General features: G+C 71.6%; 18 protein-coding genes. 7 read left to right on the top strand and 11 right to left on the bottom strand.

Translation table 11 applies throughout. From position 1 onward, the window contains the following. Positions 1-45: 45 nt before the first annotated feature. Positions 46-1,872, bottom strand: a complete 1,827-nt coding sequence (locus ACL06G_RS00755; protein WP_412784778.1) for an acyl-CoA dehydrogenase — start codon at positions 1,870-1,872, stop codon at positions 46-48. A 114-nt stretch (positions 1,873-1,986) separates the two neighbouring features. Here ACL06G_RS00755 and ACL06G_RS00760 point away from each other — a divergent pair, with 114 nt between their 5' ends. Next, on the top strand, positions 1,987-2,529 hold the full coding sequence (locus ACL06G_RS00760; RefSeq protein ID WP_412835169.1) for an SseB family protein: 543 nt from the start codon (positions 1,987-1,989) through the stop codon (positions 2,527-2,529). A gap of 130 nt (positions 2,530-2,659) precedes the next feature. Next, positions 2,660-3,619, top strand: coding sequence for a pirin family protein (locus ACL06G_RS00765; protein ID WP_412784776.1), 960 nt, complete (start codon positions 2,660-2,662; stop codon positions 3,617-3,619). 33 nt (positions 3,620-3,652) lie between these two features. On the opposite strand, the gene ACL06G_RS00770 is transcribed toward ACL06G_RS00765, so the two are convergent. Next, positions 3,653-5,932 carry an ATP-binding SpoIIE family protein phosphatase gene (locus ACL06G_RS00770; RefSeq protein ID WP_412784775.1) on the bottom strand — a complete coding sequence of 760 codons (2,280 nt, stop codon included), beginning with the start codon at positions 5,930-5,932 and terminating at the stop codon, positions 3,653-3,655. 154 nt (positions 5,933-6,086) lie between these two features. On the opposite strand from ACL06G_RS00770, the gene aspS reads away from it, so the two are divergent. After that, complete coding sequence (gene aspS / locus ACL06G_RS00775; protein ID WP_412784909.1) at positions 6,087-7,880, top strand: aspartate--tRNA ligase; 1,794 nt, start codon at positions 6,087-6,089, stop codon at positions 7,878-7,880. Between the two features lie 97 nt (positions 7,881-7,977). Next, entirely contained in the window at positions 7,978-8,760 is a 783-nt protein-coding gene (locus ACL06G_RS00780) for a hypothetical protein (protein WP_412784774.1), read from the top strand. Between the two features lie 103 nt (positions 8,761-8,863). Here the strand turns inward: ACL06G_RS00780 and metG are convergent, their stop codons facing one another. Further along, the gene (metG, locus tag ACL06G_RS00785; RefSeq protein WP_412835170.1) at positions 8,864-10,465 is read right to left on the bottom strand and encodes a methionine--tRNA ligase; all 1,602 of its coding nucleotides are present in this window, start codon (positions 10,463-10,465) and stop codon (positions 8,864-8,866) included. 159 nt (positions 10,466-10,624) lie between these two features. On the opposite strand from metG, the gene ACL06G_RS00790 reads away from it, so the two are divergent. Beyond that, positions 10,625-10,843 carry an EF-hand domain-containing protein gene (locus tag ACL06G_RS00790; protein WP_412835171.1) on the top strand — a complete coding sequence of 73 codons (219 nt, stop codon included), beginning with the start codon at positions 10,625-10,627 and terminating at the stop codon, positions 10,841-10,843. A 99-nt stretch (positions 10,844-10,942) separates the two neighbouring features. Here ACL06G_RS00790 and ACL06G_RS00795 read toward each other — a convergent pair whose 3' ends face one another. Next, on the bottom strand, positions 10,943-11,722 hold the full coding sequence (locus ACL06G_RS00795) for a carbon-nitrogen family hydrolase (RefSeq protein WP_412835242.1): 780 nt from the start codon (positions 11,720-11,722) through the stop codon (positions 10,943-10,945). Between the two features lie 146 nt (positions 11,723-11,868). On the opposite strand from ACL06G_RS00795, the gene ACL06G_RS00800 reads away from it, so the two are divergent. Beyond that, entirely contained in the window at positions 11,869-12,696 is an 828-nt protein-coding gene (locus ACL06G_RS00800; protein ID WP_412835172.1) for a maleylpyruvate isomerase family mycothiol-dependent enzyme, read from the top strand. Between the two features lie 22 nt (positions 12,697-12,718). Here ACL06G_RS00800 and ACL06G_RS00805 read toward each other — a convergent pair whose 3' ends face one another. The 6 genes from ACL06G_RS00805 to pdhA form a co-directional block, all read right to left on the bottom strand. After that, positions 12,719-13,957 carry an MFS transporter gene (locus tag ACL06G_RS00805; protein WP_412784907.1) on the bottom strand — a complete coding sequence of 413 codons (1,239 nt, stop codon included), beginning with the start codon at positions 13,955-13,957 and terminating at the stop codon, positions 12,719-12,721. A 71-nt stretch (positions 13,958-14,028) separates the two neighbouring features. Beyond that, complete coding sequence (locus tag ACL06G_RS00810; protein WP_412784770.1) at positions 14,029-14,706, bottom strand: GntR family transcriptional regulator; 678 nt, start codon at positions 14,704-14,706, stop codon at positions 14,029-14,031. 125 nt (positions 14,707-14,831) lie between these two features. Beyond that, a complete protein-coding gene (locus ACL06G_RS00815) occupies positions 14,832-15,101 on the bottom strand; it encodes a DUF1876 domain-containing protein (protein ID WP_412784769.1) in 270 nt (89 codons plus the stop codon). Positions 15,102-15,273: 172 nt separating this feature from the next. Further along, positions 15,274-16,725, bottom strand: a complete 1,452-nt coding sequence (locus ACL06G_RS00820; RefSeq protein WP_412835173.1) for a dihydrolipoamide acetyltransferase family protein — start codon at positions 16,723-16,725, stop codon at positions 15,274-15,276. A 22-nt stretch (positions 16,726-16,747) separates the two neighbouring features. Beyond that, complete coding sequence (locus tag ACL06G_RS00825) at positions 16,748-17,728, bottom strand: alpha-ketoacid dehydrogenase subunit beta (protein ID WP_412784767.1); 981 nt, start codon at positions 17,726-17,728, stop codon at positions 16,748-16,750. A 3-nt stretch (positions 17,729-17,731) separates the two neighbouring features. Continuing rightward, positions 17,732-18,931, bottom strand: a complete 1,200-nt coding sequence (gene pdhA, locus ACL06G_RS00830; protein ID WP_412784766.1) for a pyruvate dehydrogenase (acetyl-transferring) E1 component subunit alpha — start codon at positions 18,929-18,931, stop codon at positions 17,732-17,734. Between the two features lie 345 nt (positions 18,932-19,276). On the opposite strand from pdhA, the gene ACL06G_RS00835 reads away from it, so the two are divergent. Further along, complete coding sequence (locus ACL06G_RS00835; protein WP_412835174.1) at positions 19,277-19,951, top strand: response regulator; 675 nt, start codon at positions 19,277-19,279, stop codon at positions 19,949-19,951. A 47-nt stretch (positions 19,952-19,998) separates the two neighbouring features. On the opposite strand, the gene ACL06G_RS00840 is transcribed toward ACL06G_RS00835, so the two are convergent. Continuing rightward, on the bottom strand, positions 19,999-21,612 hold the full coding sequence (locus ACL06G_RS00840) for a protein kinase domain-containing protein (RefSeq protein WP_412784764.1): 1,614 nt from the start codon (positions 21,610-21,612) through the stop codon (positions 19,999-20,001). Positions 21,613-21,823: the final 211 nt, after the last annotated feature.

The raw sequence follows: 21,823 nt of genomic DNA on the forward strand, positions 1-21,823 counted from the left end.
GCGGTGTCCGGACGGCCCGGAGGCCGTGGCGGGACGGTCGAGCCCTCAGAACGCGGCCTCGTCCAGCTCCATGACCGAGAGGTCGACGGACTCGGCGAGCGAGCGCTGCACGGCCAGGCCGGGCAGAACGTTCGCCGCGAAGAACTTCGCCGCGGCGATCTTGCCCTCGTAGAACGCCTTGTCCTTTCCGGAGGCGGTGGCGAGCCTGTCCTGGGCGACGGCCGCGCCGCGCAGCAGCAGGTAGCCGATGACCACGTCGCCGGACGCCATGAGGAACCGGGTGGTGTTGAGGCCGACCTTGTAGATCTCCTTGACGTCCTTCTCGGTGGCGGCGAGGTCGGTCAGCATGGTGCCGACGATGGCCTCCAGGTCGGCGGCGGCCTTGCCGAGCAGGTCGCGGGACTCCGCGAGTTCCTCGCCGCCGTCGGCCTCCGCGAGGAACTTCTTGATCTCCTCGGAGAGGGAGGTCAGGGCCTGACCCTGGTCGCGGACGACCTTCCGGAAGAAGAAGTCCTGGCCCTGGATCGCGGTGGTGCCCTCGTAGAGGGTGTCGATCTTGGCGTCGCGGATGTACTGCTCGATCGGGTACTCCTGGAGGTACCCGGAGCCGCCGAGCGTCTGGAGCGACTGCGCGAGCTGCTCGTAGGACTTCTCGGAGCCGTAGCCCTTGACGATGGGCAGCAGCAGGTCGTTGAGCCGGTGGGCGGCGCTCGCGTCCTCGCCGGCGCTCTCCTTGACCATGATCTCGTCCTGCACCGAGGCGGTGTAGAGGACGAGGGCGCGCATGCCCTCGGCGTACGCCTTCTGCGTCATCAGGGAGCGGCGCACGTCCGGGTGGCGGGTGATGCTGACGCGGGGGGCGGTCTTGTCGGTGAACTGCGACAGGTCGGCGCCCTGCACGCGCTCCTTGGCGTACTCGAGGGCGTTGAGGTAGCCGGTGGAGAGGGTGGCGATGGCCTTGGTGCCGACCATCATCCGTGCGAACTCGATGATCTTGAACATCTGGCGGATGCCGTCGTGCTTCTCGCCCAGCAGCCAGCCCTTGGCGGGCTGGTTGGCGCCGAAGGTCAGCTCGCAGGTGTTGGAGACGCGCAGGCCCATCTTGTGCTCGACGTTGGTGGCGTAGACGCCGTTGCGCTCGCCGAGTTCGCCGGTGTTCCAGTCGAAGTCGTACTTCGGTACGACGAAGAGGCTCAGGCCCTTGGTGCCCGGGCCGTGGCCCTCCGGGCGGGCGAGCACGAAGTGCACGATGTTCTCGGACATGTCGTGCTCACCGGAGGTGATGAAGCGCTTCACGCCCTCGATGTGCCAGCTGCCGTCGTCCTGCTGGACGGCCTTCGTGCGGCCGGCGCCGACGTCGGAGCCGGCGTCCGGCTCGGTCAGCACCATGGTGGAGCCCCACTGCTTGTCGGCCATGAGCCGGGCGATTTTGAGCTGTTCCTCGGTGCCCTCCTCGCAGAGCACCCCGGCGAACGCGGGCCCGGAGGCGTACATCCAGATGGCGGGGTTCGAGCCGAGGATGGCCTCGGCGAAGCCCCAGAGCAGGCTGCGCGGCGCGGTGGTGCCGCCAATCTCCTCCGGGATGCCCAGGCGCCACCACTCGGCGTCCATGTAGGCCTGGTAGCTCTTCTTGAAGGACTCGGGGACGGGTGCCGTGTTGGTCTCCGGGTCGAACACCGGCGGGTTGCGGTCGGCGTCCTCGTAGGAGGCGGCCAGCTCGCCCTCGGCCAGGCGCGCGATCTCGGAGAGCACGCTCTTCGCGGTGTCGACGTCCATCTCGGCGAACGGACCGGTGCCGTACACCGAGTCGCGGCCGAGGACCTCGAAGAGGTTGAACTCGATGTCGCGGAGATTCGACTTGTAGTGCCCCATGGCGACGGCTCCGTAGCAGTCTCGTTCGTACCGATCAGTAGTCCCGATGATGCTACCCACCGGTAATTTATGGCAACCCCGCACCGCCGACTGTGACTCGTTACTCTTTGCGGCATGTACGGCTACGACCAGAGCGCGTCCGCGGGCCAGGGCCATCCGCACGGTGGGCAGCAGTACGGGTACCAGCACGGGCACCAGCAGACCTATCAGGCACACCAGACCCACCAGGCGCACCAGCCGTACGGTGAACCGGAACCCCCGCCGCCCTACGGCCAGCAGCCGCTGTACCCCGAGCCGTCCACCATCTCGCTCGCCGAGGCGGTGCGCGGGTTCACCACCGGCTCGATGGGCCCCGAGGACTTCCACGCCACCTTCTCCGCCTCCAAGGTCTACTGCCCCCGCGGCGACTCCCCGGGTTTCCTGGCCCTGCACAACACCCAGGAACCGGTCATCCCGATGTTCACCACCCTGAAGGAGCTGCGCCGCTACGCGGGCAAGGAGTCGAAGTACTTCGTGATCACCGGGGCCGAGGTGCTGGACCTGCTGCCCTCCGGATACGGCTTCGTCCTCGACATGGAGGGCGAGCACCGGGTGGTCTTCGACGCGAAGTCCGTGGAGGAGATGGTCGACTACGCCATGCGGCACCTCTACGGCTGACCCCCGCACGGCACCTCCCGGGGAGCGGCTCCGCCGGCCGGGAGGGCTGCGGAGGCTGCGGGAATACGGTTCTCCACCCTGGCGTTTGAAGCTTCAACTACGATGTGCACGACTCAGGAGGAGGTCCGCCATGCCTGCGATCACCGTCGAGAACCCGCTCGCGCTGCCCCGAGTGGCCGCGCCGGGCGCCGACACCGCCGTCCGGCGGCCCGTGCTGGGCGTGAGCACGGCGCCCTCCGGCTTCGAGGGCGAGGGCTTCCCCGTCCGGAGGGCCTTCGCGGGCATCGACTACCGGCACCTCGACCCGTTCATCATGATGGATCAGATGGGCGAGGTGGACTACGCGCCCGGCGAGCCCAAGGGCACCCCCTGGCATCCGCACCGCGGCTTCGAGACGGTCACCTACCTGATCGACGGCACGTTCGTGCACCAGGACTCCGAGGGCGGCGGCGGCGTCATCAAGGACGGCGACACCCAGTGGATGACCGCGGGCAGCGGCCTGCTCCACATCGAGGCGCCGCCGGAGGAACTGGTCACGAGCGGCGGCCTCTTCCACGGCCTCCAGCTGTGGGTGAACCTGCCGGCACGGCAGAAGATGACCGACCCCCGCTACCAGGACATCGCGGGCGGCGAGGTCAAGCTGCTGGCCAGCCCGGACGGCGGCGCGCTGCTGCGGCTGATCGCCGGTGACCTCGACGGCCACGCGGGACCGGGCATCACGCACACCCCGATCACCATGATCCACGCCACCGTGTCGCCGGGGGCCGAGGTCACGCTGCCGTGGCGGTCGGACTTCAATGCGCTGGCCTACGTCCTGGCCGGCCGGGGCTCCGTCGGCACCGACCGGCACCCGGTGCACGTAGGGCAGACGGCGGTCTTCGGCGACGGCGACGCGCTGACCGTGCGCGCCGACACCTCCCAGGATTCGCACACCCCCTCCCTCGACGTGGTGCTGCTCGGCGGCAGCCCGCTGCGGGAGCCGATGGCCCACTACGGACCGTTCGTCATGAACAGCCACGCGGAACTGGCGCAGGCCTTCGACGACTTCCAGTCGGGCCGCCTCGGCCGCATACCGGCCACGCGGACCTGAGCGACCCGGCCCGTTCCTCCCGGAGCAGGCCGCTCAGGGCAGGCCGCCGACCAGGGGGAGGCCGCCGGTGAACCCCAGCGACGTGCCGGACTCGCGCAGTTGGAACCACGTGCACTTGCCGTCGCCGCGCGGCTCGACGCCCCAGGCGTCGGCCAGGGTGTCGAGCAGCAGCAGGCCGCGCCCGGAGGAAGCCATCTCCCCCGGGCTCCTCCGGTGCGGCAACTCGTCGCTGCCGTCGGTGATCTCCACCTGGAGCAGCCGCGACCCGCGCTCGCCGCTGATCTCCGCCATCATCATGGCGTCGCCGTCGGTGTGGAGCAGGACGTTGGTGAGCATCTCCGAGAGCATCAGCACGGCCCCGTCGGCCTGCGCCGGGTCCTTCCAGTCGTGGAGCAGACCGCCCAGCTGGTGACGGGCGTCCGCGATGCGGTCGGGCTCGGCCTGCGCGACGGTCAGGACCGTGCGGCGCACGGGCGGGGCGACGGAGGCGTCGGGCCCCAGCGGGTCGCCCTCGCGGGCGAGCATCACCAGGGCGATGTCGTCGTCCCGCCGGTCGGCGAGCGGACCGACGGTGTGGTGCGAGCGCGGTCCGTGGACCGACTGCAGCACGGAATCCGCGAGCCCCTCCAGCCCTCCGTCCGGCTCCGGATGCTCCGCGACCACGCGGGCCAGCCGCTCCCAGCCGGACCGGAGGTCGTGCCCGCCCGTCTCGATCAGGCCGTCCGTGCACAGCAGCAGCGTCTCCCCGGGCTGCAGGACGAGCCGGGTGATCGGATAGTCCGTGTCCGGGGCGACGCCGAGCGGCAGACCGCCGGCGGTGTGCCGGGCCAGCAGGGTGGCATCGGGCAGCCGGACGGCGGGGTTGGGATGCCCGGCCCGCGCGACGTCCAGCGTGCCGGTGGCAGCGTCGACCTCGGCGTAGAGGCAGGTGGCGAATCGTTCCTCCTCGCCCCCTGGCTCCCCGGAGCCGGCACGGTTCAGGCCGTCGAGGAATCGGGAAGCACGGGAGAGCACACCGTCGGGATGATGCCCCTCCGCCGCGTACGCGCGCAGCGCGATCCGCAGCTGCGCCATGATCCCCGCGGACCGCACGTCGTGGCCCTGCACGTCCCCGATGACGACGGCCGTCCTGCCGGAGGGCAGTGTGATCACGTCGTACCAGTCGCCCCCGACCTGGAGCCCGCCGCCGGTCGGCACGTAGCGCGCCGCCACCTGCAGTCCCTCGATCGCCGGGCGGTCGGCGGGCCGCATGATCCGCTGGAGATCGTCCGCCAGCTTCTGCTCCGTCTCCCGCAGACTGGCACGGGAGAGCGCCTGGCCCAGCATCCGCGCCACGGTGCTGAGCACCGACCGCTCGTCCGGGGTGAACCGCACCGGATAGGCGAACGAGGCCATCCAGGCACCGATCGTCCGGCCGCCGGCGACCAGCGGCAGGAACGCCCACGACTTCCGGCCGAACCGCGCCGCGAGCGGCCAGGTGGCGGGGAACCGGCTGCGGTAGGCGTCCGGGTCGGGAAGGTAGATGGCCCGGCCCGTGCGGACCGCCTCGGCGGCCGGGTACGCGGTGTCGAGCGGCATGTCGAGGAAGCTCTTCTCCGACCCGGGCGCGTGCCCGTGCTGGCCGACGATCGAGAGCCGGTCGTTCTCCACCCCGAAGACCGCGAGGCCCGCGGGAGTGAAGCCGGGCATCGACAGCGCCGCGGTGACACGCAGCACCTCCGCCGTCGTGCGGGCCTCCGCCAGGGCGCGCCCCGCGTCCAGCAGGAACGCCTCGCGGGCACGGCGCCGGTCCAGGCTGCCGACGGCCTCCGCGGTGTCGCCCACGTCCTGCTGCGCGGACTGCGGCACCCGCCCGCCGCCGGACTCCGCCCGGCCGTCGGACTCCCCGCACGCTTCGGGCACCTCGCTGATCGTGCCGACGGCGTGCAGGGCCCCCGAGGGCAGCGCTTCCGCCGCGTCCGTCGTCCCGGGCCGCCCCGGTGCCGGCAGCACCGGATCCGCGGCGAGCGAGCGCAGCCGCATCCGCACCGTGCGCTCCGGCGTCCCGTCGGAGGCCATCACCCGTACCACGGCCTCGGTGGCCGTGCCCTCGGTGAGGGCGAGCGTCGCCATGCCCTTGATCTGCACGAAGTCGACGGGATGGACCCGCCCGCGCACCGCCGAGGCGTGGACGGCGACGGTCCCGGCACCGTCGGTGCCGGCGTCGATGCCGAGCAGTTCCGCGGCCCGCGCGTCCATGGTCACCGTCTGGGACGCCCCGTCCCACTGCCAGACCCCGGTACCCACGGCGCCGAGGACGTTATCCGTGCGCATTGCCCTACTTTATGCAGATCGGGGAAATGAGTGCGAGTGAGGACGAGCCGGGACGGTACCCTGAGAGGCGTTCTCCCGCCCCTGTACCACGGTGGGATCCCTGCGAGCGTGCGACCGGACGCGCGCCGTCACGCCCCGACGACTTGGATGAATGATGCATCGGTACCGTTCCCACACCTGCGGTGAGCTCCGTGCCTCGGACGTCGGCTCCGACGTCCGCCTGAGCGGCTGGCTGCACAATCGGCGGAACCTGGGCGGCATCCTCTTCATCGATCTGCGCGACCACTACGGCATCGTGCAGCTCGTCGTGCGCCCCGAGCAGACCGAGGTCGCCGAGCGGCTCGGCTCGCTCTCCAAGGAGAGCGTGGTCCGGGTGGACGGCCGGGTCACCGCCCGCGGCGAGGAGAACGTCAACCCCGAGCTGACGACCGGCGAGATCGAGGTCGAGGTCTCCTCGGTGGAGACCCTCGGCGCGGCGGACCAGATCCCCTTCACCATCAACGCCGACGACGGCGTCAACGAGGAGCGGCGGCTCGAGTACCGCTTCCTCGACCTGCGACGCGAGCGCATGCACCGCAACATCATGCTGCGCTCCGCCGTGATCTCCTCCATCCGCCGCAGGATGACCGAGCTCGGCTTCAACGAGATGGCGACGCCGATCCTCTCCGCCACCTCCCCCGAGGGCGCCCGCGACTTCCTGGTGCCCTCTCGCCTCCACCCGGGCAGGTTCTACGCCCTCCCGCAGGCGCCGCAGCAGTTCAAGCAGCTGCTGATGATGGCGGGCTTCGACCGCTACTTCCAGATCGCCCCCTGCTTCCGCGACGAGGACGCCCGCGCGGACCGGTCGCCCGGCGAGTTCTACCAGCTCGACGTCGAGATGTCCTTCGTGGAGCAGGAGGACGTCTTCGAGGCCGTCGAGCAGATGATGACGGGCGTCTTCGAGGAGTTCGGGAACGGCCGGCACGTCACCTCGCCGTTCCCCCGCATCCCCTACCGCGAGGCGATGCTCAAGTACGGCTCGGACAAGCCGGACCTCAGGGCCTCGCTGGAACTGGTCGACGTCAGCCACCTCTTCGCCGGCAGCGGCTTCAAGGCCTTCGCGGACAAGCACGTCCGCGCGCTGGCGGTGCCCGACACCGCGGACCAGCCGCGGAAGTTCTTCGACCAGATGGGCGAGTTCGCGCAGGAGCAGGGTGCCAAGGGCCTGGCCTGGGTGCGGGTCGGCGACGACTCCGCGCTCACCGGGCCCATCGCCAAGTTCCTCACCGAGGAGGACACGGCGGCCCTGCTGTCCGCGCTCGACGCCAAGCCGGGCACGGCGATCTTCTTCGGCGCCGGCGAGTTCGACGAGGTCTCCCGGATCATGGGCGCGGTACGCGTCGAGGTCGCGCGCCGCACCGGCCACTTCACCGAGGGTGTCTTCCGGTTCTGCTGGATCGTGGACTTCCCGATGTTCGAGCGGGACGAGGACACCGGGAAGATCGAGTTCTCCCACAACCCGTTCTCGATGCCGCAGGGCGGCCTGGAGGCGCTGCGCACCCAGGACCCGCTCGACATCCTCGCCTGGCAGTACGACATCGTCTGCAACGGCGTGGAGCTGTCCTCCGGCGCCATCCGGAACCACGAACCGGACGTCATGTACGAAGCGTTCGGCATCGCCGGGTACTCGCGGGACGACGTCGAGCGGGAGTTCGGCGGCATGCTGCGGGCATTCCGCTTCGGCGCCCCGCCGCACGGCGGCATCGCCCCCGGCATCGACCGCATCGTGATGCTCCTGGCCGACGAGCCGAACATCCGCGAGACGATCGCCTTCCCGCTCAACGGCAACGCCCTGGACCTCCTCATGGGCGCCCCCAGCGAGGTCGACGAGTCCCGGCTGAAGGAGCTCCACCTCTCGGTGCGAAAGCCGCCGCAGGTCAAGCCCGCCCCGGAGAAGCCGGCGGAGTAACCGCCGTCACGACCGCACGGCGCACCCGGACCGGCCGTCCGGGTGCGCCGCTCCCCGCGGCAGCGCGAGGAGCGGAGCGAGCCCGCCGAGGAGGACCGTGCCCGAGCACGACAGCCGTGTCCCGTTCGGCAGCACCGCCACGGCCGTCGGCGCCGTCGTCCTCGACCGGGCGACGGGCGCCGTCACCGAGCGGGTCGCGGCGGACCTGCCGTTCCGCTCCGCCTCCGTGGTGAAGATCCTCCTCGCCCTGGACCACCTGTGGGAGCGCGGCCCGCTCGACGAACTGCCCGCTGCGGAGCACTCCCGCCTGACGGACATGCTGCGGCGCAGCCACGACGGTGCGGCGAGCCACTACTGGGCGCGCAACGGCGGCAGCGCGATCGTCGCGCGCATGGCGGCCCGGCTCGGACTGACCGGCACCGCCCCGCCACCCGCCTCCCATCCGGGTTTCTGGGGGTACACGGCGCTGACTGCGGCGGACACCGTGCGCCTCTACCGTCACCTGCTGGAGGACACGCCCGCACCGGTCCGCGACCTCGTCATGGGCGCGCTGCGCACTGCCCCCCGGACCGCGGCGGACGGCTACGACCAGTACTTCGGCATCCCGTCCGCCTTCGCGCGGCCGTGGTCGCTCAAACAGGGCTGGTCCGGCTTCGACGCGCCCTGCGGCCCGGCGGACCGCGAAGCGTCCGGAGCCTGCGGCATCGACCTGGTCGGCGGGGTGCTGCACTCCACCGGCACCGTCGGCGCGGACGACCGGGCCGTCGTCGCGCTGCTCACCCTGCATCCGGAAGGCACCCCGTACCCGGACGCGTGCGCCGAGGTGGACCGGCTGGCAGCGGGGCTGAGAGTGCCCGGCGCGGTGCACGCCGGGCCCTGAGTACCGGCACGGGCCCCTTCCGACGCCGCCGGGAGAGAACCCGCCGGCGTCGGGCGGAGGGCATTGGCTCCGGACGGGCCGGGTGGCCGCCCGAGGGGGGCGGTCAGTCCTCCAGTCGGGGGAAGAGCACCGCACCCTTGGTGACCGTGGAGCCGGCCGGGAGCAGGCCCCAGCGGCCGGCGTCCTGCATGCGCTGGTCGTCGAGCGCACCGAGCGACTCCTCGGCGCCGAGGGAGTCCCACAGCTTCTGCGAGGTCGCGGGCATCACCGGGTTCAGCAGCACCGCACAGGCCCGCAGCGACTCGGCCGCCGTGTTGAGGATGGTCGCGAGCCGGGCCTGGGCCTGGGCGGAGGGGTCCTTGGCGACCTTCCAGGGCGCCTGCTCGGTGAGGTAGCCGTTGACCTGCTTGATGAAGTCGAAGACGGCCGCGATGCCGCCCGCGAAGTCGAGCTCGTCGCCGATGCGGCGGTCCGCCTCCGCGGCCGCCCGCTCCAGCCCCGCCACGATCTCCTGCTCGGCCTGGCCCGCCGAGGTCGCCTCGGGCAGGGAACCACCGAAGTACTTGCCCACCATCGCGGCGACGCGGGAGGCGAGGTTGCCGAAGTCGTTGGCCAGTTCGCTGGTGTAGCGGGCGGAGAAGTCCTCCCACGAGAACGAGCCGTCGTGGCCGAAGGCGATCGCCCGGAGGAAGTACCAGCGGTAGGCGTCGACGCCGAAGTGCTCGGTGAGCTGCTGCGGGGAGATGCCGGTCAGGTTGGACTTCGACATCTTCTCGCCGCCGACCATCAGCCAGCCGTTGGCGGCGATCCGGTGCGGCAGCGGCAGCCCGTTCGCCATGAGCATCGCCGGCCAGATCACCGCGTGGAAGCGGAGGATGTCCTTGCCGACCAGGTGCACGTCCGCGGGGAAGGTGCCCTCGAACTTCTCCTGGTCGGAGCCGTAGCCCACGGCCGTCGCGTAGTTGAGCAGCGCGTCGATCCACACGTAGATGACGTGCTTGTCGTCCCAGGGCACCTTGACGCCCCAGTCGAAGGTCGACCGGGAGATCGACAGGTCCTCCAGCCCCTGCCGCACGAAGTTCACCACCTCGTTGCGGGCCGACTCGGGCTGGATGAAGCCCGGGTTCTGCTCGTAGTGCTCCAGCAGCTTCGGGCCGTACTCGGAGAGCTTGAAGAAGTAGTTCTCCTCCTTGAGCATCTCCACCGGCTTCTTGTGGACGGGGCAGAGCTGCTGCCCTTCGAACTCGCCCTCGCCGTCCAGCAGCTCGCCGTAGCTCTTGTACTCCTCGCAGCCGACGCAGTACGGGCCCTCGTAGCCGCCCTGGTAGATCTCGCCGCGGTCGTAGAGGTCCTGCACGAACTCCCGCACGCGGTCGGTGTGCCGCTTCTCGGTGGTGCGGATGAAGTCGTCGTGGGCGATCTCCAGGTGCTCCCAGAGGGGCTTCCAGGACTCCTCGACGAGCTTGTCGCACCACTCCTGGGGACTGACCCCGTTCGCCTCCGCGGTGCGCATGATCTTCTGGCCGTGCTCGTCCGTGCCGGTGAGGTACCACACCTTCTCGCCGCGCTGGCGGTGCCAGCGCGTGAGCACGTCGCCCGCGACGGTCGTGTAGGCGTGGCCCAGGTGCGGAGCGTCGTTCACGTAGTAGATGGGAGTGGAGACGTAGTACGCCTTCCCCGCTTGCTCAGTTCCAGTGGCCGCCATGCCCGAAATCCTATCGGCCCCGGCGGCCTTTCCTCGCCCCAGCACGCGGCCCGAGCACGCGCTGCCGCTCCGAGCGCCCGGCCCGCCCGCAGGGGGCCGGGCGGGGGACGGGTGTCTGTAGGCTGAGCGCGACAGCGACTCACATCGGGGAGTGCCCACATGGCCGACGCGGCGGAAGTACGCAAGGCGTTCGACAAGTTCGACTCGGACGGCGACGGGTTCATCACGGCGAAGGAGTTCCACCGGGCGATGGCCGACCTGGGGGACATCCACTACACCGAGTCCATGGCGCAGGCCGTCATCAACGCCAAGGACAGCAACGCCGACGGGAAGCTCTCCTTCGAGGAGTTCCTGGACATCCACACCGGGGCCCGTTGAGCGACGCGCACCCGGCCCGGCGGGCCGGTTCCGGCGGCAGCAGCCGTCCCGGAGCCGGCCCGCTGCCGTGGGTGGGCGTCCGCTCCGGGCCGAGCGGCGTCAGAGCACCCGGTCCTTGAGGGCGGGGAAGGTCTCGCGCACCCTCTCGACGAGGGTCGTGTCGATCCGGGCCGTCACCACCTGCTCCTCGGCGTCGGCGGCTTCCGCGACGACCTCTCCCCAGGGGTCGACGACGAGGCTGCGTCCGGCCTGGGGCACGCCGGCGTGCGTGCCGGCGGTGCCGCAGGCGAGTACGTAGGCCTGGTTCTCCACCGCGCGGGCGCGGGCGAACAGGGTCCAGTGCTCGGCGCGGGCCTCCGGCCAGCCGGCGGGGACGACGAACGCGCGGGCCCCGGCGTCGGTCAGGCGGCGGAAGAGTTCGGGGAAGCGCAGGTCGTAGCAGGTGGCGAGGCCCAGCGTGGCCGCCGGATGCTCGACGGTGACCGGCTCGGTGCCCGCGGACATCAAGGTGGCTTCACCGCGGTCGAAGCCGAAGCGGTGGATCTTCCGGTAGGTCGCCGCGAGCGCGCCGTCGGGGGAGAAGACCAGCGAGGTGTTGAACAACTCCCCGCCGGGCGCGCGTTCCACGACGGAGCCGGCGTGCAGCCAGACCCCTGCGTCCCGCGCCGCCGCGCCCATCGCACGCGCGGTGGGGCCGTCGGCCGCGGACTCCTCCTCGGCCCCGAAGCGCTCGTAGTCGAAGGCACCGACCGGCCAGAGCTCCGGCAGAACCACCAGATCGGCGTCCGCCTGCTCGCGGACGCGCGCCGCGGCCCGTTCGCGGCGGGCGGCGGGCGGTTCGTCGGAGTCGACGCGGAGTTGGACCAGTGCGGTGCGCAGCGATGAGTCGTGCACGGTACCACCGTCTCTTCCCGAGGCGCTGAAAGGCATAGCATCGTCATCCAAAAGCACTGCCGGGGTGCCCGAGCGAGCGTAGCTTGGGAGCACCCGTACCGCGAACGCATCCGTACCGCCCGAGAGGCCTCGTGACCGACCACCCAAGCCTGCAGCCCTACGTTGACGCCTGGACCCAGTCCATCGAAGCGCTGTCCGAGCTGGTGCAGCCGCTTGCCGAGGGGCAGTGGAACCGCCGGACCGACTGCCCCGGGTGGTCGGTCCGAGACGTCGTGTCCCACATCATCGGCATCGAGTGCGAGTTGCTCGGCGATCCGCGCCCCATACACACCCTGCCCCGCGACCTGTACCACGTCACCGACGACACCAGCCGGTACATGGAGGTGCAGGTCGACGTCCGGCGCCACCACACCGCGCCGGAGATGACGAGCGAACTGGAGTACACCCTCCTCCGCCGTGCCCGGCAGCTGCGCAACGAGAAGCGCGAGCCGGACGCCGAGGTCCGCCACGTGCTTCCCGGGAAGGACCCGATCACCCTCGAACGTCTCCTGCAGATCCGGGCCTTCGACGTGTGGGTGCACGAGCAGGACGTGCGCCGCGCGCTCGGCTCGCCCGGCAATCTGGACTCCCCGGGGGCGTTCGTCGCGCGGGACGTACTGACGGCGGGACTGCCGTCGGTCGCCGGGCGGGCCGGCGTTCCGCCCCGCACCGCGGTGGTCCTCGACGTCTCCGGGCCGGTCGAGTTCCTGCGCACGGTCCGGACGGACGACCAGGGACACGCCACTGTGGACGGCAGTGTCTCGCTGGGACCGTCGGTCACGCTGACGCTGGACTGGGAGACGTACGTGCGCCTGGCGTGCGGGCGGACCCGACCGGAGAAGGTCGAGGATCAGGTCAAGGTCGAGGGCGACGGGAAACTGGCCGCGTCGATCCTGCGGAACTTCTCCGTCACCCCCTGAGCCGGGATCGGGCGCCTCCGGGTCAGGCCGGCACGTGCACGGTCTCGACCCGGCTGGCGACCACGCGTTCGCGCTCCCTGCGGTGGGCGCGGCCCCGCAGGCGCAGGATCTGGCAGACACCGAACGCCTGCAGCACGAACACCACCGACAGCGCGGACGGGAAGTCGTCGCCGGTCAGGTCGAGCAGCACCCCGACGGCGAGCAGCGTGGTCATGGAGGCGGTGAAGCCGCCGATGTTCACGATGCCGGAGGCGGTGCCCTGGCGTTCCGGCGGGTTGGCGGGCCGCGCGAAGTCGAAGCCGATCATGGAGGCCGGGCCGCAGGCCCCGAGCACCACGCAGAGGGCGATCAGCACCGGAGCGGGCGTTGCCCCCGGCCAGTGGAGGGCCGCGGCCCACAGGACGGTGGTGGCGGCCACGGTGCCGAGCGCGAGCGGCATGCGGGCGGCGTGGTGGCGGGCGAGGAGCTGGCCGTAGCCGAGGCCGATGCCCAGGTTGCTGGCGACGACCAGGGTGAGCAGGCCGCCTGCCTCCGTCCGGTCCAGGCCCTGGTCCTGGACGAGGAACGGCATGCCCCACAGCAGCAGGAAGACCATCGCGGGGAACTGCGTGGTGAAGTGCACCCACATGCCGAGCCGGGTGCCGGGTTCGCGCCACGCGGCGGCGGTCTGGCGGCGGACGGAGGCGGCGCCGGCGTGCCGGACGGTCGCGGGCGCGAAGCCTTCCGGGTGGTCCCGCAGGAACAGCACGACGAGCAGCAGGACGAGCGCGCCGGCGGCGGCGCTGCCCGCGAAGGTCGCCGTCCAGCCGAAGGCGCTGAGGACGCGGGCGAGCACGAGAGTGGTGACGAGGCTGCCGGACATCCCGACGAGTCCGGCGAGCTGCGCCACGAGCGGGCTCCGTCGGGCGGGGAACCAGCGGTTGCCCAGCCGCAGCACGCTGATGAAGGTGAGCGCGTCGCCGCAGCCGAGGAGGGCACGGCAGGCCAGGGCGACCGGGTAGCTCCCCGCCAGTGCGAAGCCGAGCTGTCCGGTGGTGAACAGCAGCGCACCGGCGATGAGCACGCGGCGGGTGCCCCAGCGGTCGACGAGGAGGCCGACGGGGATCTGCATGCCGGCGTAGACCAGCAGTTGCAGCAGGGAGAACGTCGAGAGTGCGGAGGCGGTGACCTCGAAGCGTTCCGCGGCGTCCAGTCCGGCCACGCCCAGACTGGTGCGGAAGGTGACGGCGACGAAGTAGACCGCGACGCCGACCATCCACATCGCCACGGCCCGCCGGCCACCGGGGGGTTCGGGAGCGGGAGCGGACTCCGGCTCCGGCGCGGGTGAGTGCGTCACCGGACATCACCGTGCACCAGGGTGCGGACGCGGCCGACGTGGCGGTGCACCGCGGCTGCCGCCGCCTCCGCGTCGCCGGAGCGCAGCGCGGCGAGGATCTCGCCGTGTTCGGTGATGTTCTTGGCGATGCGGTCGGGGTGGGCGTGCATGACGGCGACGCCCATCCGCAGTTGGCGGTCGCGGAGCTGGTCGTAGAGGCGGACCAGGATGGCGTTGCCGGTGGCACGGACGATCTCGGCGTGGAAGCAGCGGTCGCTCACGGCGGCGTCGGCGAGCCGACTCGCGTCGGCCTCCTCCTGCTGCCGGGACAGCAGCGCCTCCAGGCCCTCGATCAGGCCCGCCGGCGTCGCCCCGGCCGCCCGGCGCACGGCGTGCTCCTCGACCAGCAGCCGGGTTTCGACGACGTCGGCGATCTCCTGCGCGGAGACCGGCAGGACCAGCGCACCCTTCTTGGGGTAGAGCTTCAGCAGGCCCTCGACCTCGAGGCGCAGCAGCGCTTCTCGGACGGGAGTGCGGGAGACCCCGACCGCGTCGGCCAGTTCTCCCTCGGTCAGGAGCATGCCGCCTTCGTAACGGCGCTCCAGGACTGCCTGTTTGACGTGCGTGTACACCCGCTCGGCGGCGGGTGGCTGCGGAGTCGGGGAGGCGGCGCCGGTGCGGACGGAGGAGGGCATGCACACATCTTAGATACAACAGGGATGCGTGGGTGTCCCCGGTCCGCATGGCGGACGGCGGTCCTCCACGCACCGCCTGCCGCTCCCGGGGAGGCCGGAGACCGGCGCCGGTCGCCCTCCGGGACTCAGGCCCGCAGACCCTGCACCGGGGTGTGCGTCCGGGACTCGATGTCCCGGGCCGCCGTGTTGAGCAACTGGTGGGAGAGGTCCGACAAGGCGCGGGCGGCAGCGAGTTCGTCGCCGATCGCCGCGACGTTCTCGTCGGCCGGATTGGCCCGGGCGACCCCTTCACCGATCATGGCCGTTCCCTCACGGCCGCTGAGCCGCGCCCGGCAGCGCGTCTCCCGGCCGTCCTCGGTGACGGCGACGTCCACGTTCCAGTGAGTATCCGACATGGCGCACCTCCTCATGAACGCGTCGCGTTCCCTTCCATCGTCGCGCGGCGGAGCAGCGGCTGCATCCGGGCACGGAACGGGCGGCCGACGGCCCGTGGAACGGCGCCGCCCGCGCCGGACTCCGTGCGGGACGGAGGCCGGCGCGGGCGGGAGAGGCCGCTGAACGAGGCGGTCAGGCCCAGGTGATGAGCCTCTTGGGACGTTCCAGGACCGCCGCGATGTCGGCAAGCACCTTGGACCCCAGCTCGCCGTCCACCAGACGGTGGTCGAAGGAGAGCGCCAGGGTGGTCACCTTGCGCGGCTTGACCTTGCCCTTGTGCACCCACGGCATGTCGCGGACCGCACCGAACGCGAGAATCGCGGACTCGCCCGGGTTGAGAATGGGCGTGCCCGTGTCGACGCCGAAGACGCCGACGTTGGTGATGGTCACCGTGCCGCCCTGCATGTCGGCCGGGGCGGTCCTGCCCTCGCGGGCGGTGCCCACCAGGTCGGAGAGCGAGGTGGCCAGCTCCGGGAGGGTCTTGGCGTGCGCGTCCTTGATGTTCGGCACGATCAGCCCCCGCGGGGTGGCCGCGGCGATGCCCAGGTTCACGTAGTGCTTCCGGACGATCTCCTGGTTCGCCTCGTCCCAGGAGGCGTTGACCTCCGGGTTGCGGCGGATGGCCAGCAGGAACGCCCGCGCGACCATGAGCATCGGGTTGACCCGCAGGCCGGCCATGTCCGGGTCCTGCTTGAGCTCCTGCACGAGCTTCATGGTGCGGGTGACGTCGACCTGCACGAACTCGGTGACGTGCGGGGCGGTGAACGCGCTGCCCACCATCGCGGCCGCGGTGGCCTTCCGCACGCCCTTGACCGGGATGCGGGTCTCCCGGGCGCCGGGTTCCACGGCCGGCGCGGCGGCAGCCGGGGCCTCGGCGGCCTGCGGGGCCGGGGACCCGGCGGTGGCGGAGGCCGCCGCGTGCACGTCGTCGCGGGTGATGATGCCGTCGCGACCGGTCGGAACCACGGTGGCCAGGTCGATGCCCAGGTCCTTGGCCAGCTTGCGGACCGGAGGCTTCGCCAGCGGCCTGTCCTGGGCGGGGGCCGCCGCGCCGTTCCGGACGACCGGGCCGCCGCTCGCCGCGGCGGGCTCGGCGGGCTCGGCGGGGGGCGGAGCCGCCCCGTTCATCTCGGCCTGCAGGGCCTGCTGTGCGGCGGTTCCGCCGTTCTGCTGCTTCCGGGGGCGGCGCTTGGTCGAGGAGGTGGACACGCCGTAGCCGACCAGCACGGCCTGCCGCTTCTCCCCCTCGCCGCCTTCCTGACCGCCGCTGCTCTCCGGAGCCGGTTCGGCGGCGGGGGCGGCCCCGCCCTCGGCCGGTCCGGCCGACGGGTCGGTGTCGACGGTGATGATCACCGTGCCGACGTCGACCGTCGTGCCCTCGTCGAAGCGCAGGTCGGCCACCGCGCCGTCGAAGGGGATCGGCAGCTCGACGGCGGCCTTCGCGGTCTCCACCTCGCAGACGACCTGGCCGTCGGCGACGTTGTCGCCGGGCTGGACGTACCACTTGAGGATCTCGGCCTCGGTGAGCCCTTCGCCCACGTCGGGCATCTTGAACTCACGGAACCTGGACTGCGTACTCGTCATCGTCACGACTCTCCTCGGTCCCTCAGTACGCCAGTGCGCGGTCGACGGCGTCGAGCACCCGGTCCAGCCCCGGCAGGTACTCCTCTTCCAGCCGGGCGGGCGGGTACGGCGCGTGGAAGCCGCCGACGCGCAGCACCGGCGCCTCCAAGTGGTAGAAGCAGCGCTCGGTGATCCGTGCGGCCACCTCGGACCCGGTGCCGAGGAAGACCGGTGCCTCGTGCACCACGACCAGGCGGCGGGTCCGCTCCACGGACTGCTGCAGGGTGTCGAAGTCGATCGGGGACATCGAACGCATGTCGACGACCTCGAGGGACTTGCCCTCCTCCTCGGCGGCCGAGGCGGCCTCCAGGCAGGTCTTCACCATCGGCCCGTAGGCGGCGAGGGTGAGGTCGGTGCCCTGCCGCGCGACGCGCGCGGAGTGCAGCGGATCCGGGATGGCCTCGGTGTCGACCTCGCCCTTCTCCCAGTAGCGCCGCTTGGGCTCGAAGAAGATCACCGGGTCGTCGGACTCGATGGCCTGCTGCATCATCCAGTAGGCGTCCGAGGCGTTCGACGGGGAGACGCACTTGAGGCCGGCGACGTGCGCGAACAGCGCCTCCGGCGACTCGCTGTGGTGCTCGACCGCGCCGATGCCGCCGGCGTAGGGGATGCGGATGACGACCGGAAGCCGGACCTTGCCCAGGGCGCGGGCGTGCATCTTCGCGAGCTGAGTGACGATCTGGTCGTACGCGGGGAAGACGAAGCCGTCGAACTGGATCTCCGCGACCGGACGGTAGCCGCGCAGCGCGAGACCGATGGCGGTGCCGATGATCCCGGACTCGGCGAGCGGGGTGTCGATGACCCGCTCCTCGCCGAAGTCCTTCTGGAGCCCGTCGGTGATGCGGAAGACGCCGCCGAGCTTGCCGACGTCCTCGCCCATGACGAGGACCTTGGAATTGTCCTCCATCGACCTGCGCAGGGACTCGTTGAGCGCCTTGGCGATGGGCATCTTGGTGGTGGCCATGTCTCAGTCGCCCTTCCCGGCCGCAGCGGTGTCGGTCTCGTCGGCGAAGGACGCCAGGTACTGCGCGAACTGCTCGCGCTCCTCGTCCACCAACGCGTGGCCGTCGGCGTAGGTGTGCTCGAACATCGCCATCGGATCCGGATCCGGCATGGCCCGCACGTCCTCGCGGAGCTGCTTGGCGAGACGGTCGGCCTCCTCGTCGACCGCGGCGAGGAAGTCCGCGTCGACGATCTTCTCGTTCTCCAGGTACGTGCGCAGCCGGAGGATCGGGTCCTTGGCCTCCCAGGCCGCCAGCTCGTCGTCCTGCCGGTAGCGGGTGGGGTCGTCGGAGGTGGTGTGCGCACCCATGCGGTAGGTGAACGCCTCGACCAGCATCGGACCGTCACCGGTGCGGACCTTCTCCAGCGCGGCCCGCGTGACCGCCAGGCAGGCGAGGACGTCGTTGCCGTCCACGCGGACGCCCGGGAAGCCGAAGCCCTGGGCACGCTGGTAGATCGGGACGCGGGACTGCCGCTCGGTGGGCTCCGAGATCGCCCACTGGTTGTTCTGGCAGAAGAACACCACCGGGGCGTTGTAGACCGCCGAGAAGGTGAAGGCCTCCGCCACGTCGCCCTGGCTGGACGCGCCGTCGCCGAAGTAGGCGATCACCGCCGAGTCCGCGCCGTCCTTGGCGACACCCATCGCGTAGCCCGTGGCGTGCAGCGCCTGCGAGCCGATCACGATGGTGTAGAGGTGGAAGTTGTTGCTGTTCGGGTCCCAGCCGCCGTTGTTCACGCCGCGGAACATGCCGAGCAGCTTCGAGGGTTCGACACCCCGGCACCAGGCGACGCCGTGCTCGCGGTAGGTGGGGAAGACGTAGTCGTCCCCGCGCAGGGCGCGGCCGGATCCGATCTGCGCGGCTTCCTGGCCGAGCAGCGAGGGCCACAGGCCGAGCTCGCCCTGGCGCTGCAGGGCGGTGGCCTCGCCGTCGAATCTCCGGGTCAGCACCATGTCGCGGTACAGCCCGCGCAGCTCCTCGGATGTCAGGTCGATGGCGTAGTCCGGGTGCTCCACCCGCTCGCCCTCGGGGGTCAGCAGCTGTACGAGCTGCGGCTCGGTCTTCGCGGCGGCGGCCGTCTTCTTCCTGGCCGCGCTCGCGCGCTTACCGGTGCCGCCGCTGCGGCGCGTCGTCTTCGAGCGCGCGGCAGTGCCTTCCACGGTCACGTGTGCTCCTCCGTCTGTCCGGCCCCCGGGGTCCGCCGGGCAGCCAGTGCGGCTCGCCCGATACCGATGCGGCGCACGGGGTTGGGTGCGGCGCGGACGGAACCGAGCGGTGACGTCTGTCCCGTCCGACAGCCCGCTGAAGACAAGTTACCCAGCACCTCCAGCGTGAGCGAAGGCCCCTGACCTGCGATTTTCCTTGGATTTCCAAGTAAAATCACCTGGCGTCGGGGCAGCGCTGGTCACAGCTTCGCAAGCTCACGGGACAAACGCACGTTAACCCGCACCCCCGGTGGACGGGAAGGGTCGGCAGAGCACAAGGCCGTATCGGTGTGTGAGACTGACTGCGTGCACGAAAAAGGAAAAATCACCGTATTCCTGCTCGACGACCACGAGGTCGTCCGGCGCGGCGTGCACGACATGCTCGCGGTCGAGGACGACATCGAGGTGATCGGCGAGGCCGGTACGGCCGCCGAGGCGCTGATCCGGCTGCCCGCCGTCCGGCCCGACGTGGCGGTCCTCGACGTCCGGCTCCCCGACGGCGACGGCGTCGAGGTGTGCCGCGAGATCCGGTCCCGCGACGCGCACGTGCGGTGCCTGATGCTCACCTCCTACTCCGACGAGGAGGCACACTTCAACGCGATCCTGGCCGGAGCCTCGGGCTACGTGCTGAAGGGCATCCGCGGCTCGGAGCTGATCACCGCGGTGCGGGACGTGGCCGCGGGCCGCTCGCTGCTGGACCCGACCGCCACCCAGCGGGTCCTCGACCGGTTGCGCAACGGCTCGGAGCCGGGCCGGACCAGCGGCGACGCACTCCTGTCACGGCTCTCCGACCAGGAACGGCGCATCCTGGACCTCATCGGCGAGGGCATGACCAACCGGGCCATCGGGGAGCAGCTCCACCTCGCGGAGAAGACCATCAAGAACTACGTGTCCGGCCTGCTGGCGAAGCTGGGCATGGAACGGCGCTCGCAGGCCGCCGCCTACGTCGCCCGGCTGCGCGCCCGCAGCGAGCAGCACTGACGGACCGGCGGGAGCCGGAGCGGGCGGGGCAGCCGCGGAGGCGGCGGTCAGGCGGTGTCCCCGCCGTCGGTGCCTCCGGAGCCGGTGCCCGTCGACGCCCCCGAGGCGGCCTCGCCGCTGCCCTCGGTGGCGCCGCCCGTGGGGGTGCTGCTGGTGTCGCCGGTCTCGCCGCCCGTACTCGTCCCGCCGTCCGTGGGGTCGCCGCCCCCGCCGCCGACGGTGCCGTCCGTCGGGGTGGGGGAGGGTGCTTCGGTGGTCGGCTCGGTGGTGTCGCTCGGCGACGGCGACGGCGACTCCTCGGTGGGCGAGGGCTCCTCGCTGGGCGTGAAGGTGTCGCCGCCGGTCGAACCCTGACCCCCGGTCCCGCTGTCCTCGCCCGTGGGCTCGCGGGAGGTGCTGTCGGAAGAGGTGGAGGAGGAGGGCACGGGGCCGGGAGTGCCGTCGCCCTCGTCGCCCGCCCGGAGCGCGAAGAAGACGCCCGCGGCGATCGCGAGCACCGCGAGGAAGGCGACGAGCGCGTACTTCGCACCGTTGCCACCGCCGCCACCGTTCCGCGGGCCGCCCTCGAAACCGCCGTCGTCGCGGTCCGGGGGCCCCATGAGCAGCGGCGGTCCCATGCGTGTCGGGGTGTCGCCGCCGCCGGCCGCTCCGGGGGCACCGGCCGCCGGGGTGGCCCCCATGGCGGCCGCGCCCACCGCGCCGGTGTTCCACAGGCCTCCGGTGTGGCCGCCCTGCTCCTGGAGCATCCGCAGGCCGTACTGCACCAGCCCGCGCATCTCCTCCGCGGTCTGGAAGCGGTCGTCCGGCTCCTTGGCCAGGGAGCGCATGACCAGTCCGTCGAGCTCCGGCGGCACCCCGTCGAAGGCGCGGGACGGTAGCACCGGGTCGTCCTGCACGTGCTGGTACACCACGGACAGCGGCGTCTCCCCGGTGAACGGGGGCCGCAGTGTCAGCAGCTCGTACAGCAGGCAGCCGGTGGCGTACAGATCGGACCGGGTGTCGACGGTCTTGCCGAGCGCCTGCTCCGGGGAGAGGTACTGCGGCGTGCCCATCACCATGCCGGTCTGCGTCATCGTGTTGGACGCGCCGTGCAGGGCGCGCGCGATGCCGAAGTCCATCACCTTCACGGCGCCCTCGTGGGTGATGATGACGTTGGCCGGCTTGATGTCGCGGTGCACGATGCCGTGCTGGTGGCTGTAGGCGAGGGCCTCCAGCACGCCGGAGACGATGATCAGCGCCTGGTCGGGCGGGGGAGCCGTCTCGCCCATGAGCAGCTCGCGGATGGTGCGGCCCTCGACCAGCTCCATCACGATGTACGGCACGACGTTGCCGCCGACGGTCTCCTCTCCGGAGTCGTAGACGGCGACCACCGCGTGGTGGTTGAGTCCCGCGACCGACTGCGCCTCGCGCGTGAAGCGCGCCTTGGACACCGGATCCTCGGCGAGGTCGGAGCGCAGCAGCTTCACCGCGACGGTGCGCCCCAGGCGTACGTCCTCCGCGGCGTACACCTCCGCCATGCCGCCGCGTCCGAGGCGGCGGGTGAGGCGGTAGCGGCCGTCGCCGACCAGTCCGTTGTTGCCCCAGGACTCCGGCGAGTCGGGCCCGGAGCCGCCCGTCGCACGGGGCTCCGGGGAGCCGCCAGCGGCTTGCGAATCTGCCATGTGTCCTCGCCGTCGATCGGTCCGCGGGTGACGCGGTCGTACTGCCCATCCCCCGGGGTGGAGGCTACAACCTCCGGCCCGGGGCCATGACAGAGCGGAATGGCCATACAAGCGGCTGCGGCGGCGGGCTGGCAAGTCCGTCCGGGGACATCCGGCGGGGAATGCCGCACCCCGGGGCGGAGCAGGGTCCGGCGGGGTGGGATGCTTGACA

The organism is Streptomyces callyspongiae (assembly GCF_047200695.1).
Classification (GTDB): Bacteria; Actinomycetota; Actinomycetes; order Streptomycetales; family Streptomycetaceae; genus Streptomyces.

What these genes read in the sequence shown, in the direction of transcription:
- ACL06G_RS00790 (WP_412835171.1), top strand. Translation starts at nt 10,625, where the DNA reads ATGGCCGACGCGGCGGAAGTACGCAAGGCGTTCGACAAGTTCGACTCG.
- ACL06G_RS00755 (WP_412784778.1), bottom strand. Translation starts at nt 1,872, where the DNA reads ATGGGGCACTACAAGTCGAATCTCCGCGACATCGAGTTCAACCTCTTC.
- ACL06G_RS00825 (WP_412784767.1), bottom strand. Translation starts at nt 17,728, where the DNA reads ATGGCCACCACCAAGATGCCCATCGCCAAGGCGCTCAACGAGTCCCTG.
- ACL06G_RS00770 (WP_412784775.1), bottom strand. Translation starts at nt 5,932, where the DNA reads ATGCGCACGGATAACGTCCTCGGCGCCGTGGGTACCGGGGTCTGGCAG.
- ACL06G_RS00815 (WP_412784769.1), bottom strand. Translation starts at nt 15,101, where the DNA reads ATGTCGGATACTCACTGGAACGTGGACGTCGCCGTCACCGAGGACGGC.
- ACL06G_RS00760 (WP_412835169.1), top strand. Translation starts at nt 1,987, where the DNA reads ATGTACGGCTACGACCAGAGCGCGTCCGCGGGCCAGGGCCATCCGCAC.
- ACL06G_RS00765 (WP_412784776.1), top strand. Translation starts at nt 2,660, where the DNA reads ATGCCTGCGATCACCGTCGAGAACCCGCTCGCGCTGCCCCGAGTGGCC.
- ACL06G_RS00805 (WP_412784907.1), bottom strand. Translation starts at nt 13,957, where the DNA reads ATGTGGATGGTCGGCGTCGCGGTCTACTTCGTCGCCGTCACCTTCCGC.
- metG (WP_412835170.1), bottom strand. Translation starts at nt 10,465, where the DNA reads ATGGCGGCCACTGGAACTGAGCAAGCGGGGAAGGCGTACTACGTCTCC.
- aspS (WP_412784909.1), top strand. Translation starts at nt 6,087, where the DNA reads ATGCATCGGTACCGTTCCCACACCTGCGGTGAGCTCCGTGCCTCGGAC.
- ACL06G_RS00820 (WP_412835173.1), bottom strand. Translation starts at nt 16,725, where the DNA reads ATGACGAGTACGCAGTCCAGGTTCCGTGAGTTCAAGATGCCCGACGTG.
- ACL06G_RS00840 (WP_412784764.1), bottom strand. Translation starts at nt 21,612, where the DNA reads ATGGCAGATTCGCAAGCCGCTGGCGGCTCCCCGGAGCCCCGTGCGACG.
- ACL06G_RS00810 (WP_412784770.1), bottom strand. Translation starts at nt 14,706, where the DNA reads ATGCCCTCCTCCGTCCGCACCGGCGCCGCCTCCCCGACTCCGCAGCCA.